Origin of the sequence: Plantactinospora sp. BC1 (assembly GCF_003030345.1) — a bacterium.
GTDB lineage: Bacteria > Actinomycetota > Actinomycetes > Mycobacteriales > Micromonosporaceae > Plantactinospora.
In genome coordinates this window covers 5234874-5255252 of record NZ_CP028158.1, presented here as the reverse complement: position 1 = coordinate 5255252, position 20379 = coordinate 5234874, and the positions used below count along the sequence as shown (strand labels likewise).

Here is a 20379-nt window from a genome sequence, read left to right as displayed (position 1 = left end):
CGCCGGGGGCGGCGGGTCCGTGAGCCCGACGGTCGACGTCGGGCGCCCGGCCGGGGCAGGGGTTCGGCCGGGCGCCTGACGTCAGATCCACGGTGCTGCCCTGCGGATCCACATCGGACGGATCCGCTGAATCGGAAGTCAGCTCGCGGTGCAGGTCGGTGACATCCCGGTCCCGCTGCCGGTGCCCTGGAAGCCGAACTCGGTCGACTGTCCGGGGGAGATCCGGCCGTTGAAGCTCACGTTGGTGAAGGTGACCGCGCCGCTGCTGCCGCTGCGCTGGCTGTTCCACGAGTTCGTGACCGTGGCGCCGGACGGCAGGTTCACCCCTACCGACCAGCCGTTGGTGCCGGACGAGCCGGCGGTGACCCGTACGGTGGCCACGAAGCCGCCGTTCCAGGAGTTCAGCGAGGCGGTCGCGGTGCAGCCGCCCGGTCCCTGCGTCGGCGGGTTCGTCGGGGGGTTCGTGGGCGGGTTGGTCGGTGGGTTCGTCGGCGGGTTGGTGGGCGGGTTGGTGCCGTCGGGTGCGACGGCCCGACCGGTGGTCGGCGAGATCATCCCGGGGCAGAGGTTGCGGTTGGCCAGGTTGGCCACGATCTGCGGGACGGCGTTGATGGTGGTCTGGTAGCCGTCGTGCATCAGGATGACGCCGCCGTCGGTGAGGTTGCCGGCGGCCTGGACGATCTGCGCCGTGCTGGCGCCGTTCCAGTCCTGGGAGTCCACGCTCCAGAGCACCTCGGTCAGGCCGAACTGGGCCTGCACCGAGCGCAGCGTGGCGTTGGTCTCGCCGTACGGCGGCCGGAAGAGCCTCGGCGCGGTCCCGGTGGCCTGCTGGATGGCCTGCTGGGTCTGGCTGATCTCCGAGGTCATCTGCGCGGTGCTGAGCTGGGTCATGTGCGGGTGCGTCCAGCTGTGGTTGCCGATCCACATCCCGGCCTGCTGCTGGGCGCGTACCAACGCGGGGTTCTGCTGGGCCCGCTGGCCGACGTTGAAGAAGGTGGCCCGGGCGCCGGCCGAGCGCAACGCGTTGAGCAGCGCGGTGGTGGTGCCGGTGTTGGGGCCGTCGTCGTAGGTCAGCGCCACGTAGCCGTTGCAGGCTGCGGCGGCGACCGGTGGCGCGGCGACGGTGACGGCGGCGGCGCCGGCCGTGACGGCCAGGGCGGTGGCGGCGAGCGCGGCGTAGAGGCGGCCGCGCGGCCGGGAACGCGGACGGGGCATGGGGGCTCCTCGGTGGGCGGCGGGGCGGTCTGCCGGTGGTGGTGGACGTTGAAACATTTCGCAGCTTCGATCGAAATATATTCAACGGCGGCAGTCGATGTCTAGCCGCATCGGGACACGAGCAGCCGGGCGCCGGGCGGAACCGACGAAGAGTGCAGAGGGGACGGCGCTAGCGGACGGCCCGGGCCGCCAGCCGGGGGAGGCCGACCGGGCTGCCGTCACGGAGGATCGCCTCCGCCTCCGCCCCGCTGACCGGGCCGGCGAAGAGGTAGCCCTGACCGTGGTGGCAGCCGTAGCGGCGCAACTGGTCCCGCTGTGCGGCGGTCTCGATCCCCTCGGCCACCAACTCCAGCCCCAGGTTGAGCCCCATCGACACGATCGAGCGGACCAGCTCCCGGCTCTTGCCGTCGGTGGCCAGCGGCGCCACGAAGGACCGATCGATCTTGAAGGCGTCGATCGTCAGGTGGTGCAGCGCCTGCAACGAGGAGTAGCCGGTGCCGAAGTCGTCGATGTGCAGCTGTACGCCGAGTTCGTGCAGTGCGGCCAGCTTCGTCCGGGCCGCCGGGACGTCGTGCACGATGACGCCCTCGGTGATCTCGATGATCAGGGCCGCCGGGTCCAGCCCCGCCGCCCGCAGACTCTCCTCGATGTCCTCCAGCAGCCGGGTGTGCCAGAACTGCCGGTTGGAGACGTTGACGCTCATCCGCAGCCCCTCGGGGGCGGACCCGCCCGCCCGCCAGGCGGCGAGCTGCCGGCACGCCTCGGCCAGCGCCCAGCGGCCGATCGGCGGCATCAGCCCGCTCTCCTCGGCGATCGGCAGGAAGTCGGCCGGTGCCACCAGTCCGCGTACGGGATGCCGCCAGCGCATCAGCGCCTCGAACGCGTGGGTACGGCCGTCGCCGAGCCGTACGATCGGCTGGTAGCGCAGTTCGAAACCACCGGTCTCCAGTGCCCGGCGCAGCTCCGCCTCGGTACGCAGCCGCCCGACGACCCGCTCGTGCATGGCGACGTCGAAGACCGCGTGCGAGCCCTTGCGCTGCCACTTCGCCGAGTACATCGCGGTGTCGGCGTCCCGGATGACGTCCTCGGCGTGCTGGTAGCCGGTGCTGCTGCGGGAGATGCCGATGCTGGCCGAGACGACGAACTCCTCCTCGCCGAGCCGGAACGGCACGTCCAGCGCGCCCCGGATCCGCTCCGCCACCGCTGCCGGATCCTCGCCGTCACAACGGTGCCGCAGCAGTACGGCGAACTCGTCCCCGCCGAACCGGGCGGCGACCTCCGCCTCCCGGGCACTGGCCCGGATCCGCTCGGCGACCTGGACCAGCAGCCGGTCGCCGGCCAGGTGTCCCAGGCTGTCGTTGACCAGCTTGAACCCGTCGAGGTCGAGCAGCAGCACCGAGTAGTGCCGTTCCGGGTGCCGGGCCTGGGCGGCGACGGCCGCCTGGAGCCGGTCCAGGAAGAGGGACCGGTTGGCCAGCCCGGTCAGCGGATCGTAGAGCGCCGCGTGCCGGAGCAGGTCCTCCTGCTCACGCAGGGACTTCAGCACCGCGTCGTGGTCGAGGGCGATGGTCAGCAGGGCCGCCCACTGGTTCATCATCTCCCGGCCGCTGGCCACCTCCGCCTCGATCGGACCGACGACGGCGAGCATTCCCCAGTCGCTGGCGCCGATCTGCAACGGCGCCACGTAGACCATCTGGTCGGCGTCCAGGTCCGCGAGGTCGACCAGTTCGGCCGGCGGGAACGACCGGGGCGGCACCGGCCCGACCGGCATCGGCACCGGCCCACGGTCCCGTTCGAACATGGTGACCAGGTCCAGGGTCCGTTCGGTGCCGTCGGCCCCGACCGGGGTGGCCGACCAGAGCCCGAGGCAGCCGCCCCGGGCGTTGGTGTCCTGGATCCAGGCCAGCGCGCGGGGGTCCTTCTCGTGGCTGCGCAGCAGGTTCTTGCTCACCGTGTAGAGCGTCTTGAGGGTGGTCTGGAACTCGTTCTCCTCGATCCGGTGTGTCCGGGACCGGCTCTGCGCCAGCGCGACCACGATCTCCTCGGTACCGGCCCGAACCCGTTCGGCGCCGGCCGGGTCGTGCGGACCGATCCGGCCGGCCAGGCCCAGCCCGTACCGCCGGATGGAGTCCATCATCCGGACCACGCCCTCCGGATGCCGCTGGCTCAGCGTCTGTAGGCCGACCAGGGCCTGACGCAGGTCGGGCAGATCCGGCCCCGGTGCGTCGTCGGCGGCCGCGGCGAGAGCGTCGGCGACCAGCGTGCCGGCCCGGGCGATGGTGGCCCGGCGGGGCGGGTCGACCTGGTCCGGCAGTGCCGCGACCAGTCGGGCGACCAGGTGTTCGGCGGTCGACGGTTCGGCGTCCGGCTCCGCCGCCAGGATCCCGGGCGCCAGCGGGTCGGCGCAGCCGCACGACTCGCGTGCCTGGAACGACGTGGGTACGGAGTAGGTCCGGGCCTCGATCTCCTCCCCGTGCGCGGCCCGCAGGGCGAGTTCGGCGGCGATCCGACCCAGGGCCTCGAAGCTCTGCCGCACCGTGGAGAGGCTCGGGGTGAAGTAGACGACCCCCTCCATGTCGTCGAAACCGACCACCGCCTGCTGGCGCGGCACCTCCACGCCGGCGGCCAGGAAGGTGCGGAGCAGGCCGATCGCGTTCAGGTCGTTTCCGGCGACCACCGCCGTCGACGGCAGGCCGGCGGCGAGCATCGCCCGGCCGGCGCGTTCGCCGCCGCTCTCCCGGTTGTCCCCGGTGTCGAAATGCAGATCGGTACGGGGGGTTATTCCGCACTCCAGCAGGGCGTCGCGATATGCCTCGTAGCGCTCGCGCAGATCTCGCAGTTCGAGATATCCGGCGAAAGCGATCTCCCGGTGGCCGTGTTCGACCAGGTGCAGGACCGCCTCGCGTACCCCGCGACGGTTGTCCGGGAGCACGACCGGACAGGAGACGCCGGGCATCGAGTCACTGATCATGATGACCGGTTTGCCGGCGCGTTGGATCGAGGTCAGGTATCCCGGCGACGCCGAGTTCAGGATCACCACGAACGCGGAGACGTGATCCCAGGCCACCAGGTGCGGAAAGTCCGGAGGTTCGGGCGGGTCGAAGTCGAATGTGCCGGCGCCGAGGGTCTGAATGGCGATCATCCGGCCACCCGCCAGGGCGGTCGTCCGCGCGATTCCGCCGAGAATGCTGCCGAAATAGTCGCAACCGACAGACATGGTGAGTACGCCGATGGTGGGGCCATCGACCACGGCCATCACCTCCTGCACCAGTCGCCGCCGCAGCTGGGCGGGGACCGGGCCGAGTCCGGTGGAAAGGTGGCTTTCCGGCAGTTTTTCCGATCAACTTCCGGAAAATTTCAGATAACCGTCGAGGAGCCTACCGGATCATGTTCGGAGCCGTCGATACGCGCGAATTTATCGTCCCGAGGTCACGAACCGACCCGCCCCGGCCGGCCGCCCCGACAATCAGGAGCCGAGGCAGCCCGGCAACCGGGGAATGACGTCGGCCGGGACCAGGTCGGTGCAGATCGCGTCGGTACCGGCGACGAGCGCCCGCCACGTCGCACTGTCGCGGTCGTACCGGAAGAGGACGAAGGCCGGGTCGACCCGCTCCGGCGGCACGATCGTCGTCCCGGTCGCGTACCCCCGCAGGCAGGCCAGGTCGCGGAGGCCGCTGATCTCCGTGTCGACCGCGCCGTACAGCTCGCCGTTGGCCTTGAGCGCGGCGAAGAGGGTCGCCGCGTCGACCGGGCAGCCGTCCGTCGGGGTCGCGGTCGGGGCCGGGGCGGCGGTTGTCGCGGGCGTGGCCGGCGGCGAGGTGCCCGCCGTGCCGGCCGGCTCCCCACCGGCGCAGCCCGAGCCGAGCGCCGCCAGCCCGACGAGGCCGGCGAGCCCGAGACCTCGACGAGCGACGACGGTACGGCCGGAAGCGTCGCGCGGTGGGCGGATCACCACGGTGGTCATGCCGAGGCAGGCTACCCAACCTCTGCCGCCCGTGGGGTGCACCGCCGGCCCCGTCGGGACGCACCGCCGGTCCCGGTCCCCGTCCCCGTCGAGCCGGTCACCGCGTCGGCGCTCCCGACACCGTCGCTCCCGACACCGTCGCTCCCGACACCGTCGCTCCCGACACCGTCGCTCCCGACACCGTCGCTCCCGACACCGTCGCTCCCGACACCGTCGCTCCCGACACCGTCGCTCCCGACACCGTCGCGTCAGCGGTCCCGCTGCCAGGCGGCGGCGGTCAGCGCCCTGGTCAGCTCCGGCTGGCACAGCACGGGAGTGTTGTCCACGAACTGGTCGATGCCGCCGAGCACAGGCAGCGCGGCGACCTCGGGGTCGGTGATCCCGGCCAGCAGGGCGGCCGCGAACCGGTTGGCGCCGATGACCGGGTACGGCCGGTCGTGGAAGAGCCGCCGGGTCGCCTCCACCGGTTCGGCCAGGCCGAGCCGGTTCTGCCACGCCCCGGCCGCCTCGTAGGCGGTGCAGAGCGCCGCCTGCCGGGCCACGGCGTCCCCGGTCAGCGCCCCGTCCAGCGCGGCGGCGACCGCCGACGCCTCGGGCAGGGCGGCGAAGGCGCTGCCCAGCCACTTGCCGTACGGCGGATACCGCCGGCCGAGCAGCAGGCAGAGCCGCATCACGTCCCGGACCAGCCGGGCCGCCAGCACCCGGCTGCCCACCTCCGACCCGGCCTCGGCGGCCCGCCCGACGAACGGCTCCTCCTGGTCGATCCGGGCCCACTGGCAGGCCAGCAGGTAGCGCCAGACGTCGTCCGGATACCAGCGCAGGCGCTCCCGCAGCGCGGTCAGCTCGCCGGGGCCGTCGAAGAAGACGGCCCCGCCGGTCACCTCGGCCAGCAGTTGCGTCGGGGTGGCCAGCCAGTCGAAGGTCCGCACCCCCTGCCGGGGATCGAAGCCCAGTTGCCCGTCACACCAGACGCCCAGCTCGGTGAGCTGCACCAGGTGCGCCACCGGCCCGTCGGTTTCGGCCGGCACCCGGGACCGGCCGGCGACCGGGACGAAGTGTGTCGGCCAGCCGCCGACCCGCTTCGGCAGCCGCTCGGCCAGCAACGAGGTGATCCGCCCGCCGTACCGGTCGAGGTCGTCGGGGGCGAGGAAGAGGGTGAGCCGGGGACCCCAGTCGTGGTCGACCGAGCGCTCGGTGTCGAAGCCGAGCACCTCCGACCCCTGGCCGAGCCGGGCCGCCGCGTAGCGCAGCTCCGGGTACGCCTCGGCGAGCAGTGGACGTACCGCCTCGGTGTAGAGGAGCCGGCACAGTCGCAGTCCCGGCGTGAAGGGTCCCCACATCCGGTCGACCGTACGGCCGGCGGTTCCGGACCGGCGAGCGAATTTCCGGCGCCCACGCTTGCATCCGGTACCGGGGTACCGGCTTACCGTCGAGGTATGGCAGACGTACGAGGTGTCGCGGACGTACCCGCTGTCCCGTCCGGCTGGGTGCCGGCGGCCTGCACCCTGCCGACGGCGGAGCAGCCGGCCCGACTCGCCGAGTTCGACCGGCTACTCGGCACGGCCGTCCGCTCGGTGCGCCGGGTCGAACCCGACCGGCTCCGGCTGGAGTTGACCCCGACCCCGCAGGTGGCGTCCCGGGTGGCCGACCTGATGATGCGGGAGTCCGGCTGCTGTTCCTTCTTCACGTTCCGGCTCGACGTGGCCGGCGGCCGGCTGTGCTGGGACGTCGGGGTGCCGGCCGGGCAGGTGGCGGTGCTCGACGCACTGGCCGCCCGGGTGGGGCCGGACGGCGGGCACCGTGCCTGAGGGGCTGCGACCCGGTCAGCTCGCCGCGGCGGCCGGGGTCAACCAGCAGACCCTGCGGTACTACGAGCGGCGCGGGCTGCTCGCCGAACCCGCGCGTACCCTCGGCGGGCACCGCAGCTATCCGGCGGAGACGGTGACCCTGCTCCGGGCGATCAAGACGGCACAGCGGCTCGGGTTCAGCCTCGCCGAGGTGGCCGAGCTGCTCGACGTCCGCGCTCCGGGGGTGCCCGGTGGGGCGGATCGGGTGCTTGCGGACCGCGCCCGGGCGAAGCTCACCGAGGTGGAGCGGCGGATCGCCGAGCTGACCGCCGTCGCGGCGACCCTGCGCGAGGCGCTGGCGGCCGGCTGCGCCGACCTGGTCGAGTGCGCCGAGACTCCGGAGTGTCCACTGCCCTCCTCCGGGCGGGCCGGCGCGGGCGGTTCCTGGCGGGGGCAGCCGGGCACATGATCGCCGACCTCCGGTAAGCGCGCCGGTCCGCTACTCGGCGTCAAGATAGCGCCACTGGCCGTCCTCGCGACCGAAGCGGCTGCGCTCGTGCAGCTCACCGGGGCGGCCCGATTGCCGGTAGTGCGCCCGGAACTCGACGATGCCGGTGCTGTCGAGCAGGCCGCCCCGGTCGGTGTCGAGGATGTCGAGCCGGGTCCAGCGAAGCTCCGGGTCCAGCGCCAGCCGGGCCGGTCGGGTCCGCGGGTGCCAGGTCCGAAGCAGGTAGCCGGCGTCGCCGACCGCGTACGCGCTGAACCGCGACCGCATCAGCGCCTCGGCGGTCGCCGCGACCATGGTCCCCTCGTGCAGGGCGCCGCAGCACTGCTCGTACGTCGCCGGAGAGCCACACGGGCACGGCCGCCCGGACCGCGCACCGTCGGCCCGGCGGGCCTTGCGTTTCGCCATCGGATGATTGTCGCCGCCCGGCCGCGGGTCCGGCCGGCGACCGCGCTGCCGCCGAGGTCACGCCGGACGAGCGATCCGGATCACAGACACCGGCGGTCCTCCGCTGTGAGGCTTGGCCGCGACCCTGTGGGCCGGCCGTTCCGTGCCGCCCGACCGGTCGACGGTCGTCCGGCCGTCGACGGTAGCGCCGGGCGGGGTCGGGTGGACGGGGTGTGTCGCTGGTGAAGGTACTGCCGGGCTGGGCCGCGATCGGGCTGACCGTGCTCGCCGGGGTGGGGTCGGCCGCACAGAGCCTGGCCAACGCCGAGATGGGTGAGCGGACCGGTCATCCGATCATCGGTGCGCTGGTCAACAACACCGGGGGAGTGGCGCTGGTCCTGCTCGGCCTGCTCGTACTGCCGTCGATGCGGTCCGGCCTCGCGGTGCTGCGCCGGACCCGGCTGCCCTGGTGGACGTACCTGGGTGGGCTGTGCGGGGCGTTCTTCATCGTCGCGGCGACGTACATCGTGCCGGTGCTCGGGGTGGCGGTCTACACCATCGCCCAGGTGGCCGGGAACAGCGGCGGCGGGCTCGCCGTCGACCGGACCCGGCTGGCCCCGGCGGGCCGGCTGGGGCTGACCCGGTCCCGGGTGGCGGGTGCGCTGCTCGGGATCGCGGCGGTGGCGCTGGCCCAGTTCGGTCGGCCGGTCGGCGACCTGGCGGTCGGGCTGGTGCTGCTCGGCGTCGTCTGCGGGGTGCTGGTCGCCGTCCAGGGTGCGCTGAACGGCCGGATCTCCATGGTCGCCAACCCGGCCGCCGCCACGGCGGTCAACTTCGCGGTGAGCAGCGCGGCGATGCTGCCGGTGGCGGCGCTGACCGGCGCGCTGGCCCAGCTCGGCGCCACCGGCTGGCCCGACGAGTGGTACCTGTACGTCGGCGGGCCGCTCGGGGTCACCATCACCATCGCGCTGCTGGTCGGGATCCGGTCGATGGGACTACTCCGTACCGGGCTGGCCCTGGTCGCCGGGCAGCTGGGCGGGGCGCTCCTGCTCGACCTGCGGCCGGGTGGACCCGGTGCCAGCCTGGCGGTGCTGGTCGGGGCGGTGCTGACCCTGCTCGCGGTGCTCGTCTCCGGTCGGGCGGCCCGGGGTGCCCCGGCGGCCACCTGACGCCGGCCACGGCCCGGTCCGGCTCCGTCGGATCGTCCGGGCTGGCGGTGGCCGGTCGGACGCCGGGTGGCAGACTGGACAGCGTGATCGAGCCCGCCGTCGCCCGTGATCCCGACACCGTCTCCGTGCGTCCGCGACGCATCCGGGTGGTCTGCTGGGTCCTCGCTCCCGCGCTGGTGGTGATGTTCGCCCTGCTCAGCATCGGCCTGCACGGCTCGACCGGGTCCGGGGCGGCCACCTTCCAGCGGGGTGACCAGCTCGCCATGACCGGGCTGGGCGTACTCGGCGCTTTCGTGGTGCTGCTCTTCACCCGCCCGCGGGTGGAGGCGGACGCCCGGGGGGTCCGGGTGCGCAACGTCTTCGGCGGCTACGACCTGCCCTGGGCCGTGGTCCGGGCGGTGCGCTTCGACCGGGGTTCGGCCTGGGCCAGCCTGGAGCTGCACGACGACGAGCTGATCCCGGTGCTGGCCCTACAGGCGGTGGACCGGGAGCTGGCGGTCGACGGGGTACGCGCGCTGCGCGCCCTGCACGCCGCGCACCAGCAGCCAGGGCCGGACGCCGCACACCAGCAGCCACGCCCGGGACAGCCGGAGCCGGAATCCGAGGTCGTCCAGGGGCAGCGGGCGACGGACTGATCTTCCGTCGCGCACCCGCCGTCCCCGGCGTGCCCGTTTTGGCGTCCTCCGGGCTGACCTGCTAGTCTTTACGAGTCGACCACTGTCTGGGTTCATCCACAGACAGTCGAGAAGCGGAGCGCCTGCTCCCACCCGAGTCACCATCATCCGGTGGCCGGGTCCGGTCACCGGTTCGGTTTTGCCGATCCGGGTGCGCGATCGTCGATCGCCACAGGCCGGTCGAGCAGGCCCTGGCATGTGCCGGGGCCTTTCTGCTTCTGGTCGAAGACGTTAGGCCGGCCACCGCTGACGCGCGGCCGGTGAGGATCACCACGAGGAGGCCCCATCAGCGTCGAGCCACGCGTGAACGAGCAGATCCGGGCACGTGAGGTCCGACTGGTCGGCCCTGAGGGCGAGCAGGTGGGCATTGTCCCACTGGAGCGCGCCCTCCAGCTGGCCGCGGACGTCGACCTGGACCTGGTCGAGGTTGCGCCCATGGCGCGCCCGCCGGTGTGCAAGCTCATGGACTTCGGCAAATACAAGTACGAGTCCGCACTCAAGGCGCGCGAAGCCAGGCGTAACCAGCAACAGACCGTCATCAAGGAGATGAAGCTCCGTCCGAAGATCGATCCGCACGACTACGAGACCAAGAAGGGTCACGTGGTGCGGTTCCTCAAGGCGGGCGACAAGGTCAAGGTGACGATCATGTTCCGCGGTCGCGAGCAGAGCCGACCGGAGCTGGGTTACCGGCTCCTGCGCCGACTCGAGTCCGAGATCTCGGAACTCGGATACGTCGAGGCCGCTCCGAAGCAGGACGGCCGTAACATGATCATGGTCCTGGCTCCGCACCGGGCCGTCAAGGCGTCCGCCACGGCCGCCACGGCGGCCAGGACGGGCTCCGCGCGCGAGCGGGAGGCAGCCAGTGCCGTCGAGGCACCGCCGGCCGCCGGGGCATCGCCCGCCGAGGCCGAACCCGCCGGGACGACCGGCGAGTAACAGGGGAGAGACGCACCAAGATGCCGAAGATGAAGAGCCACACCGGGATGGGCAAGCGGGTCAAGGTGACCGGCAAGGGCAAGATCGTTGCCCAGCAGGCCGGCCTCCGCCACAACCTGGAGAAGAAGTCCTCCACCCGGACCCGCCGGCTCACCGGCACCGTCGAGGTGGCCAAGGCCGATTTCAAGCGAATCAAGAAGTTGCTGGCCCGCTGACGCGCGCCTCTTGACCTGAAGGAGTAGTTGAGATGGCACGCGTCAAGCGGTCAGTGAACGCCCAGAAGAAGCGCCGTACGCTGCTGGAGACCGCCAGCGGCTACCGTGGCCAGCGGTCCCGGCTCTACCGCAAGGCCAAGGAGCAGGTGCTGCACTCGATGCAGTACGCCTACCGGGACCGGCGTGACCGCAAGGGCGACTTCCGGCAGCTCTGGATCACCCGGATCAACGCGGCGGCCCGCGCCAACGGGATGACCTACAACCGGCTCATCCAGGGGCTGAAGCTGTCCGGCGTCGAGGTCGACCGCAAGATCCTGGCCGACCTCGCCGTCAACGACCCGACGGCCTTCGCGGCCATCGTCGAGGTCGCCCGCGCCGCCGTGGCGGCCGAGGGCACCGGTGGCGCGTCGGCCCAGGCTGCCTGACCACCCGCGACACCCGATCGAGGCGTCCCGCATGTCGGTAAACCCGCAGGTGGGACGCCTCGACCATGTCCGGGGAGCGGAGCAGGCGCTCTTCACCCCGCGTACCCCGAGGATCGTCGCGGCCCGGCGGCTGCACCGGCGCCGGGAGCGGGACACCACCGGCCGGTTCCTGGCCGAGGGCCCGCAGGCGGTCCGGGAGGCGCTGACCGCGCCGGGCGTGGTGATCGAACTATTCGGTACCCCGGCCGGGCTCGACCGGTACGCCGACCTCGCCGGCACCGCCGCCCGGGCCGGAGTGCCGGTCTCCCCGGTGACCGAGGCGGCGCTCGCGGCGCTGACCGAGACGGTCGCCCCGCAGGGGATCGTCGCGGTCTGTGCCCGGCTCGACGTGTCGATCGACACCGCCCTCGCCCGCCGCCCCCGACTGGTCGCCGCGCTGGCCGAGATTCGTGACCCGGGCAACGCCGGTACGGTGCTGCGCACCGCCGACGCCGCCGGGGCCGGTGCGGTGGTCTTCGCCGGAGAAGCGGTCGACCCGTACAACGGCAAGTGCGTGCGGTCGTCGGCCGGCAGCCTCTTCCACCTCGACGTGGTCCGGGCGCCCGACCCGGCCGACGTGGTCGCCGAGCTGCGGGCGGCCGGGCTGACCGTGCTGGCCGCCTCCGGCTACGGCGAGACGGACCTGGACGACCTCGCCGACGCCGGTGGGCTGGCCCGGCCGACCGCCTGGCTCTTCGGCTCCGAGGCGCACGGCCTGCCGGCGGAGCTGGCCGACGCCGCCGACGCCCGGGTACGCGTGCCGCTGCACGGCCGGGCCGAGAGCCTCAACCTGGCTGCCGCCGCCGCGGTCTGCCTGTACGCTTCGGCCAGAGCCCTGCGGCCCGGGGCCCCGCACGGCGCGCCGGAGAGCGCATAATGGACCCCGGGGCAGCAGAACCGACCAGGGAGTTGTCGACCTGATGACCGAGTCCGCGCAGTGCTGCGTCCGCGACGCGCGACGCCACTCGTTTAGCCAGCCCGCCGGTGCCGGCGGGCGGCAGGGCTGACCTCTTCTCCTCCCTGCGTACCCTCCCACCGGCGGGCTGCGGCCCAGCCGCCCGTCCGTAGACTCTGTGGGCCGCCCGCAAGGGCCGCCCACCGAACCTTCCGACCTGTTCAGCACGGCGCCGTCGCTCCCGAGCCGCACTTCGGGCCACGACGGACCGCACGGGGAGGTCGACCGAGGTTCACCGACCTGTCCACGGCGTCGCCGGTGCGCGGGCATCTCGCGCGGCGCCACGGGACATTCGAGGTGGAGGCAGCGGGACCACCGCCCGCTACGCAGAGGGAGTAGCCGCACGCCATGACGTATCGCAACGACCCGTACGACCCGAAGCAGGTCGCCCTGCTCGACCCGGAGGCGCTGGCGGCGGCGGTGGCCGACGCGACGGCCGCGTTCGACGCCGCCACCGAGCCGGAGGCCCTGGCCGAACTGCGCCGGGCGCACCTCGGTGACCGGGCGCCGGTCTCGCTGGCCCGCCGGGAGATCGGCGCGTTGCCGCCGGCCGCCAAGTCCGACGCCGGCAAGCGGGTCAACGAGGCCCGCCGGTCGATCGAGTCCGCCTACGCGCAGCGACTGGCGATCGTCCAGGCGGCCCAGGCCGAGCGGATCCTCGCCGAGGAGCGGGTGGACGTCACCCTCCCCTACGACCGGCGGCCGCGCGGCGCCCGGCACCCGATCAGCACGCTCTCCGAGCGGATCGGCGACCTTTTCGTCGGGATGGGCTACGAGATCGCCGAGGGCCCCGAGGTCGAGCTGGAGTGGACCAACTTCGACGCGCTGAACATCCCGCCGGACCACCCGGCCCGGGGCACCATGGACACCTTCTACCTGGACACGCCGGGGATGGTGCTGCGCACACACACCTCGCCGGTGCAGGCCCGGACCATGCTGGCCCGCAAACCCCCGATCTACGTCGTCTGCCCCGGCCGGGTCTACCGCACCGACGAGCTGGACGCCACGCACAGCCCGGTCTTCCACCAGGTCGAGGGGCTGGTGGTGGACGAGGGAATCACCATGGCGCACCTGCGCGGCACCCTGGACCACCTGGCCAAGGCGATGTTCGGGGCCGAGGCGCGGACCCGGTGGCGCCCGCACTACTTCCCGTTCACCGAGCCGAGCGGCGAGTTCGACGTCTGGTTCGCCCAGCACCGCGACGGCCCGCGCTGGGTCGAGTGGGGCGGCTGCGGCATGGTCAACCCCCGGGTACTGCGGGCCTGCGGCATCGACCCGGACGTCTACTCCGGATTCGCCTTCGGGATGGGCATCGAGCGGACGCTGATGTTCCGGCACGGCATCGGCGACATGCGGGACATGGCCGAGGGCGACGTACGGTTCACCCGCGCGTTCGGGGTGGAGGTGTGATCGGGATGACGAACGACGTGATGCGGCCCGACGACGCGACGGATGCGGTGGTCTGAGAGATGCGAATTCCTGTTTCCTGGCTGCGCGAGCACGTCGACCTGCCCGCCGAGCTGAGCGCCGAGGAGCTGGACCAGGCGCTGGTCAACCTCGGCATCGAGGTCGAGTCCATCGTGGACCTCCGGAGCACCGTCACCGGCTCGCTGGTGGTCGGCGAGGTGCTGGAGATCGAGGAGCTGACCGGGTTCAAGAAGCCGATCCGGTTCTGCCGGGTCGACGTCGGCGCCGCGAACGGCACCGGCGAGCCGCAGGAGATCGTCTGCGGGGCGACGAACTTCGCCGTCGGCGACCGGGTCGTGGTGATCCTGCCCGGCGGGGTACTCCCCGGTGGGTTCGCGATCGGGGCCCGCAAGACGTACGGGCGCAACTCCAACGGGATGATCTGCTCGGTACGGGAGCTGGGCATCGGCGACGACCACGCGGGCATCCTGGTGCTGCCTGAGGACGTGCCGGCCAAGCCCGGTGACGACGCGCGGCCGGTGGTCGGGCTCGACGACGTGGTCGTCGAGGTCGAGATCACCCCGGACCGGGGGTACGCGATGTCCGTACGCGGCCTGGCCCGGGAGCTGGCGCATGCCTTCGACGTACCGTTCCGGGACCCGGGGCTGGCCCCCGCGACGGGTGGGACTGCACAGCCGGCGTACCCGGTCCGGGTGGTCGACACCGTCGGCTGCGACCGGTTCGCCGCCCGGGTGGTCCGGGGGATCGACCCGGCCGCCGAGTCACCAAAGTGGATGCGGCAGCGGCTGACCCACGCCGGCATCCGGACCATCTCGCTGCCGGTGGACATCACCAACTATCTGATGCTGGAGCTGGGCCAACCGATGCACGCCTTCGACCTGGGCGCGCTCCGGGGCGAGCTGGTGGTCCGCCGGGCGGTGCCGGGGGAGCGGCTGACCACGCTGGACGGGGTCGACCGGGCGCTCGACCCGGAGGACCTGGTGATCTGCGACGCCGGCCTGCCCGGATCGGTGGCCGGCGACGGCGGGGTGCCCATCTCGCTCGCCGCGGTGATGGGCGGCGAGACCAGCGAGGTCGCCGACAGCACCGTCGACGTGCTCTTCGAGGCGGCGCACTGGGACCCGGTGGTGGTCGGTCGGACGGCCCGCCGGCACCGGCTGTTCAGCGAGGCCGCCAAGCGCTGGGAGCGGGGCGTCGACCCGGCGCTGCCGCTGGTCGCCCTGGAGCGGGCGGTCGAGCTGCTCACCAGGTACGGGGGCGGCACCGCCGGTGCCGAGGTGCTCGACGTCGACCATGTCCGGGCGCCGAACCGGATCGTGATCGACGTGGACCTGCCGGCCCGGCGCGCCGGGGTGCCGTACGAGCCGGCCCGCACGGTGGCGCTGCTGGAGCGGGTCGGCTGCGCGGTGACGGTCGGCGACGGGCGGGCCGGCGCCGGCAACGGCCACGGTGGGCGGCACGCCAGCGGGCCGGAGACCCTGGTGGTGACCCCGCCGAGCTGGCGGCCGGACCTCACCGACCCGGCGGACCTGGTCGAGGAGGTGATCCGGCTGGACGGCTACGAGCACGTACCGTCGGTGCTGCCGGTCGCCCCGCCCGGCCGGGGACTGACCCCGGAGCAGCGGCGGCGCCGCTCGGTGAGCCGTACCCTCGCCGAGAGCGGCTTCGTCGAGGTGCTCTCCCCGCCGTTCGTCTCCGTCGAGCTGGCCGACCGGCTCGGCCTGCCCGCCGACGACCCGCGTCGCGCGGCGGTGCGGCTGGCCAACCCGCTGGCCGACACCGAACCGCTGATGCGAACCATGCTGCTCGGCACCCTGCTCGGCGCCCTGCGGCGCAACCTCGGCCGGGGCCACCGCGACGTGGCGCTCTACGAGATCGGGATGGTCTTCCTGCCCCGGCCCCGGACCGGTCCGCCGCCCGCGATGGGGGTGGAGCACCGGCCGAGCGACGAGGAGTTCCGGGCCGCCGACGCCGTGCTGCCGGACCAGCCGTGGCGGGTCGCCGCGGTGCTGGCCGGCGAGGTCGAGCCGGCCGGCTGGTGGGGCGCCGGACGCCCGGCCGGCTGGGCGGACGCCGTGCAGGCGGGCCGGAGCGTGCTGGCCGCCGCCGGGATCGCCGGCGACCGGGTGGTGGTCCGGCAGGCCGGGTACGCGCCCTGGCACCCCGGCCGGTGCGCCGAGTTCCGGGTCGACGACGTGCTCGTCGGGCACGCCGGGGAACTGCATCCGGCGGTACTGGCCGAGCTGGACCTGCCGCCCCGGACCAGCGCCCTCGAACTCGACCTGGACGCGCTGCCGCCCGCCCCGGTGGTACCGGCGCCGCGGATCTCCGGCTATCCGCCCGCGCTGATCGACGTGGCGCTGGTGCTCGACGCCGAGGTGCCGGCCGACGAGGTGGGTCGGGCGCTGGCCGAGGGTGCCGGGGAGCTGCTGGAGTCGGTCCGGCTCTTCGACGTCTACTCCTCGGAGCAGTTGGGGCAGGGGCGGCGGTCGCTGGCGTACAAGCTGGTGTTCCGGGCGCCGGACCGGACGCTGACCGGCGAGGAGGCGGTGGCCGCCCGGGACGCGGCGGTGGCCGAGGCGGCCCGCCGGTTCGGGGCGGTGCTCCGGGGCGCCTGACCCCGGCCCGTCCACAAGGCATGGTCGATCGTGGCCGTCGCGCTCCGGCGCGGCGGCCACACCCGTTCGCGGCGGCGGCGTCGGGGGACCGGGCGTGCTGCGGTGACCCCGTCCGGTTTCGCGGATCTTGTACCCTACGGTCCTGCGGATGACGTCTCGGGGGTACGCCGTGCCGTGCTCGTACCGGGCGTCACTGTCCGGATAGGAAGATCGCTCGTGACGCCGAACCCGACCAGGTGGTCCGTCCTGCTCAAGCCGCTCCGGATCTGGGGACCGGTGCTCGCCCTGCTGTTGGTGGTGGCCGGAGCCGGGGCGTACGTGGTGGCCGGGCTCCGCCCGTCGCCGACCTCGCCGGCCCGGCCGGTCCTCGTCTCCAGCGGCGCCTGGGCCCCGTTCGTCGGCCCGGAGCTGCCCGAGGGTGGCCCGGTCGCCGAGCTGGTGGTGGAGGTGCTGAACCGCTCCGGCTACCGTCCCGAGATCAGGTACACCTCCTGGTCGCTGGCCGAGGAGCAGGTCCGCTCCGGTGCCACCGTCGGGATGTTTCCGCTGGTCGGCAGCGCGTCCCGGCGGTCCGACCTGCTGCTGTCGGACCCGCTCGTCGACTTCGAGTACGTGCTCTTCTACAACCGCCGGGCCGGTCAGCCGAAGGTCTCGTCCGCCGCCGAGCTGGGCGCGCTGCGGGTCGGCGGCATCACCGGGTACGACTACTGGGACGAGCTGGAGTCCGCGGTCGGTGACTTCGTGGAGTTCCCGTCCACACTGGAGGGTTTCCGGGCGCTGGACGCCGGCCGCATCGACCTGCTCGCCGAGGGGCTGCTGCCCGGGCGGGCGGCGCTGACCGACCCCGCGTTCGCCGGTGACGTCGGCGACTTCGGTCACCTCCAGGGCGACGACCCGCTGGTGCACTCCGTCGAGGGGCTCTATTTCATGATGGTCGACAGCGCCGAGGCGGCCACCGTGATGCGGGAGTTCAACCGGGTGCTCGCGGAGCTGCGCGGCAGCGAGGAGTACGCGGAGATCGTCGCCGACCTCAACCCGTCCGCGCAACGGGAGGTCACCCTCGACCCGGTCGGCGGCACCGGACTCGTGGAGCTGCTCGACGAGCGCGGCAACCTGGTGCTGCTCGCCCCGCAGGGCACCCGGGCCCGGGTGCTCGACTGGCCGGCGGAGTTCGTCGCCCGGGCCGGCCCGAGCCCCGGGCCGATCCTGGTCGAGGTGAAACTGACCAACGGCCCGGCGCAGGGGCGGGTACTGCACGTCGACGCCCGGGCACTGCGGCTGGGAACGGTGGGCCGGTGACCCAGCTGCGGATCCTCGCCCCGGTGGTCGTCGACTTCTACGCCGTACCCGGAGCGGCGCTGCGGGATCCGGCGGCGCACGCGCGGTTCTGGGCCGAGCGGCAGCCGGCCCTCGACACCCTGCTGCCCCGGCTGGCGGCGCGGGTCCGGGCGGATGTCGCCGAATCGCCGCCGGTGGTGGCGCTCAAGCACACCCGGCCGCGCAGTTCGCTCAACCTCTATCGCAGCATCAGCGAACACGCGGCGGAGCGGACCCTGCACGTGCTGACCGGTCGGCTCCGCCCCGAGCACCTGACCGAGCGGCCCGGTGACCCGCTCTGGGCGGGGACGGTGGAGATCAGCTTCCGGCTCTACGACCACGGGCTGATGCTGCTGGAGATGCTGGCCGAGGTGGACCCGTGGCTGGCCGGGCAGACCGGCCCGCTGCCGGCCCGGCTCGACGGGTTGCAGGCCCGGGCGGTGGAGTTGGGCGAGCAGACCGCCCGGGAGATCGTCCGGCGGTACCTCGACCCGGTGCTCGCGCTGCTGCGCGAGGCGGACCGGGACGAGGAGGTACTGCGTTCGGCGACCCCGGCCGACGACCCGGTGACGGCGGAGTTCGGTGAGACGCTCTGGGTGACCCGGAGTCTGGTGGTCGACCCGTCCGCGCCAGGGGCCGAGGAGATGACCCGGCACTGGGTCAAGGACGTCGTCATCGCCGACGACCAGCGACCCCCGGCGGACCGGCTCCTCGACGGCGACCTCGACCATCTGGTCCGTTGGCTGAACTACCTCTTCCTGGACCGGACCGGTGCGGGTGCCCGGATGCTCCCCGGTGACCCGTTCCGGGACCAGTGGGAGGCGCTGCGCTACGCCCAGGTCTTCTACGGGGTGCTGGAGCGGATCGACGCCCGGCTGTCGAAGATCCTCGCCGACTCGGCCGCCGCCGGCTCCCGCTGGGAGTTGGAGCAGCTCAAGGGGGAACTGACCGGGCTGAGTCAGCGGGCCGAGCTGATCATCATGGAGCGGCAGGACCTGTCGAAATACCTCAAGCGGGCGGTACGGGTCGAGATGGACGCGATCCTCGACTTCTGGGACTACGAGAAACTCCTGGAGCAGCCCGTACTCTTCAAGATCGATCTTTGTGGCCGGCGGCTGGCCGAACTCGCCGCCCGGCGTACGGCCCGGTCCGCGATGTTCACCGACCTGATCCTGCTCGGCATCGCGATGACCTCGATCCTCGGTACGGCGCTCGCGGTGACCGAGTTCGGCCGGTCGATCGCCAGCGACCCGGAGATGGCCGTCTACGACCTCGGCCGCTCCTCCCTGGTCGCCTGGGTCGCCTCGCAACCGGCGGACGCGATCCTGGTCACCTCGGGGGTGGTCTCCGCGCTGCTGGTGATCGTGTACCTCTTCTTCCGGCGGGACCGCGGCGCATGAGTTCCACCGGAGCACCCGCCGCCGGGGCACTCGCCGCCGGGGCCTTCACTTGGGAAGGCGCGCCGGTCGGATGAGGCAGGCGCTGCGCAGCCGGGCGATCCGGACCTTCACGGTCACCCACTTCCTGCTGGAGGTCCAGTTCTGGTTCCCGATCTGGCTGATCTACCTGCTCGACCGCGGCTTTCCGCTGGCGACCGCGGTACTGGCCGACGGGGTGTTCCGGATCGTCTCGGTCGCCTGCGAGTTCCCGGTGGGTGTCCTCGCGGACCGGATCGGGCGCCGCCGGGCGTACCTGACCCTGGCCGGGGGCGCGGTGCTGACGTTCGCGGCGATCTCGCAGGTCCGTACCGTGCAGATGCTCTTCGCCGCCTGGGTGCTCTGGGCCGTACTCTGGGCGCTCACCTCCGGGGCGGCCAGCGCCTACCTCTACGAACTCTGCCTCCAGGACGAGTTGGAGATCAGCCCGGCCCGGGCCTTCGGGTTGATCCGGGCGGTCGGCAGCGGCTCGGTACTCCTCTCGCTGCTCGCCGCCGGCTACCTCTACCAGACGGAGCCGACGCTGCCGTTCACCGTCACCGCCGGCCTGGCCGCGCTGGCGTTCCTGCTCGCACTGACCCTGCCGGAGATCTCCGGATCCCGGGTCGCCAGCTCGCTGTCCGGGGTCTTCGCCGACATCCGGGCCGCGGCGGCCGACGCCCGGCTGCGCCGGGCCGTGTGGTTGGGGGTGTTGCTGTTGCTCTTCGGCTGGAGCGCCCGGATCCTGTTTCAGCCGCTGGCCCTGGAACTGGGGCTCTCCGCCCAGGTCACCGGCTGGATGTACGCGGCCTTCGCCGCCGCCTCGGTGCTCGGCGGCCTGCTGGCCGGATACGTCCCGGTGTCCCGTCGCCGGCTCGCGCTGACCGTGTCGTTCCTGCTCGTCCTCGCCACCCTGGTCGCGGTCAGCCAGGCGGAGTGGCTCGGCCCGTTCCTGTTCCTGCCGGTGATGGGCTTCGGCTACGCGCTCGGCATGACCGTGCTGGAGGTACTCACCAACGAGGTCACCTCGCGCCGGGTCCGCGCCCTGGTCTTCGGGGTGGTGGCCAGCCTGGCCGGGATCGGCATCGCGGTCGCCCGCCCCGCGCTCGGAATCCTGACCGAGTGGCGCTCCACCCCCTTCGCGGCGGGGGTGTGGGCCGGGGTCGGCGTCGGGCTGGTGCTGCTGGCGATCTGGCAGCTCCGAGGGCTGCGGCCGGAGCCGACGGACCGGATGGGCGTGCTGCGTTCCGCCGACCACCGCCCGTGACATCGACGAATGGACATTGCGCGAAGGATGCTGAAGGATCTGCCTCGCACACGACTTCGGAGG

At 73.0% G+C, this 20379-nt stretch carries 19 protein-coding genes; 13 read left to right on the top strand and 6 right to left on the bottom strand.

The genetic code is table 11. The annotated features are described in order from the left end of the window. Positions 1–138: 138 nt before the first annotated feature. From C6361_RS22935 to C6361_RS22915, 5 genes are all read right to left on the bottom strand, one after another. Positions 139–1215, bottom strand: a complete 1077-nt coding sequence (locus tag C6361_RS22935; protein ID WP_107268965.1) for a polysaccharide deacetylase family protein — start codon at positions 1213–1215, stop codon at positions 139–141. 169 nt (positions 1216–1384) lie between these two features. Further along, positions 1385–4471: an EAL domain-containing protein gene (locus C6361_RS22930; protein ID WP_159079432.1), complete on the bottom strand. Its 3087-nt coding sequence runs from the start codon at positions 4469–4471 to the stop codon at positions 1385–1387. Positions 4472–4681: 210 nt separating this feature from the next. Continuing rightward, a complete protein-coding gene (locus tag C6361_RS22925) occupies positions 4682–5179 on the bottom strand; it encodes a hypothetical protein (RefSeq protein ID WP_107268963.1) in 498 nt (165 codons plus the stop codon). A gap of 97 nt (positions 5180–5276) precedes the next feature. Then, complete coding sequence (locus tag C6361_RS39270) at positions 5277–5420, bottom strand: pentapeptide repeat-containing protein (protein ID WP_107268962.1); 144 nt, start codon at positions 5418–5420, stop codon at positions 5277–5279. 7 nt (positions 5421–5427) lie between these two features. Then, the gene (locus tag C6361_RS22915; RefSeq protein WP_107268961.1) at positions 5428–6519 is read right to left on the bottom strand and encodes a DUF4037 domain-containing protein; all 1092 of its coding nucleotides are present in this window, start codon (positions 6517–6519) and stop codon (positions 5428–5430) included. A gap of 96 nt (positions 6520–6615) precedes the next feature. Between C6361_RS22915 and C6361_RS22910 the strand changes: the two genes are divergently transcribed. Together C6361_RS22910 and C6361_RS22905 are read left to right on the top strand one after the other, a co-directional pair. Next, a complete protein-coding gene (locus C6361_RS22910) occupies positions 6616–6987 on the top strand; it encodes a hypothetical protein (protein ID WP_107268960.1) in 372 nt (123 codons plus the stop codon). Beyond that, positions 6980–7435, top strand: coding sequence for a MerR family transcriptional regulator (locus C6361_RS22905; RefSeq protein ID WP_107268959.1), 456 nt, complete (start codon positions 6980–6982; stop codon positions 7433–7435). The genes C6361_RS22910 and C6361_RS22905 overlap by 8 nt, the downstream gene beginning before the upstream one ends. Before the next feature lie 30 nt (positions 7436–7465). On the opposite strand, the gene C6361_RS22900 is transcribed toward C6361_RS22905, so the two are convergent. Next, positions 7466–7879 carry a YchJ family protein gene (locus C6361_RS22900; RefSeq protein ID WP_107268958.1) on the bottom strand — a complete coding sequence of 138 codons (414 nt, stop codon included), beginning with the start codon at positions 7877–7879 and terminating at the stop codon, positions 7466–7468. Between the two features lie 221 nt (positions 7880–8100). Here C6361_RS22900 and C6361_RS22895 point away from each other — a divergent pair, with 221 nt between their 5' ends. The 11 genes from C6361_RS22895 (at position 8101) to C6361_RS22845 (ending at position 20316) form a co-directional block, all read left to right on the top strand. After that, entirely contained in the window at positions 8101–9027 is a 927-nt protein-coding gene (locus C6361_RS22895) for a DMT family transporter (protein ID WP_107264439.1), read from the top strand. An 86-nt stretch (positions 9028–9113) separates the two neighbouring features. Continuing rightward, complete coding sequence (locus C6361_RS22890; RefSeq protein WP_234359647.1) at positions 9114–9662, top strand: PH domain-containing protein; 549 nt, start codon at positions 9114–9116, stop codon at positions 9660–9662. Between the two features lie 342 nt (positions 9663–10004). After that, the gene (gene infC, locus C6361_RS22885) at positions 10005–10637 is read left to right on the top strand and encodes a translation initiation factor IF-3 (RefSeq protein WP_107262758.1); all 633 of its coding nucleotides are present in this window, start codon (positions 10005–10007) and stop codon (positions 10635–10637) included. Positions 10638–10657: 20 nt separating this feature from the next. Then, a complete protein-coding gene (rpmI, locus tag C6361_RS22880) occupies positions 10658–10852 on the top strand; it encodes a 50S ribosomal protein L35 (protein ID WP_101366674.1) in 195 nt (64 codons plus the stop codon). A gap of 32 nt (positions 10853–10884) precedes the next feature. Continuing rightward, the gene (gene rplT, locus C6361_RS22875; protein ID WP_107262757.1) at positions 10885–11277 is read left to right on the top strand and encodes a 50S ribosomal protein L20; all 393 of its coding nucleotides are present in this window, start codon (positions 10885–10887) and stop codon (positions 11275–11277) included. A gap of 31 nt (positions 11278–11308) precedes the next feature. Beyond that, positions 11309–12193 (top strand): RNA methyltransferase, encoded by an 885-nt coding sequence (locus C6361_RS22870; protein ID WP_107268957.1) that lies wholly within the window; start codon positions 11309–11311, stop codon positions 12191–12193. Positions 12194–12619: 426 nt separating this feature from the next. After that, positions 12620–13681, top strand: a complete 1062-nt coding sequence (locus C6361_RS22865; RefSeq protein WP_107268956.1) for a phenylalanine--tRNA ligase subunit alpha — start codon at positions 12620–12622, stop codon at positions 13679–13681. Positions 13682–13740: 59 nt separating this feature from the next. Next, a complete protein-coding gene (gene pheT / locus C6361_RS22860; protein ID WP_107268955.1) occupies positions 13741–16317 on the top strand; it encodes a phenylalanine--tRNA ligase subunit beta in 2577 nt (858 codons plus the stop codon). A gap of 216 nt (positions 16318–16533) precedes the next feature. After that, a complete protein-coding gene (locus C6361_RS39035) occupies positions 16534–17616 on the top strand; it encodes an ABC transporter substrate-binding protein (RefSeq protein ID WP_159079431.1) in 1083 nt (360 codons plus the stop codon). Continuing rightward, complete coding sequence (locus C6361_RS22850) at positions 17613–19034, top strand: hypothetical protein (protein ID WP_107268953.1); 1422 nt, start codon at positions 17613–17615, stop codon at positions 19032–19034. The genes C6361_RS39035 and C6361_RS22850 overlap by 4 nt, the downstream gene beginning before the upstream one ends. 70 nt (positions 19035–19104) lie before the next feature. Next, on the top strand, positions 19105–20316 hold the full coding sequence (locus C6361_RS22845; RefSeq protein ID WP_107268952.1) for an MFS transporter: 1212 nt from the start codon (positions 19105–19107) through the stop codon (positions 20314–20316). Positions 20317–20379: the final 63 nt, after the last annotated feature.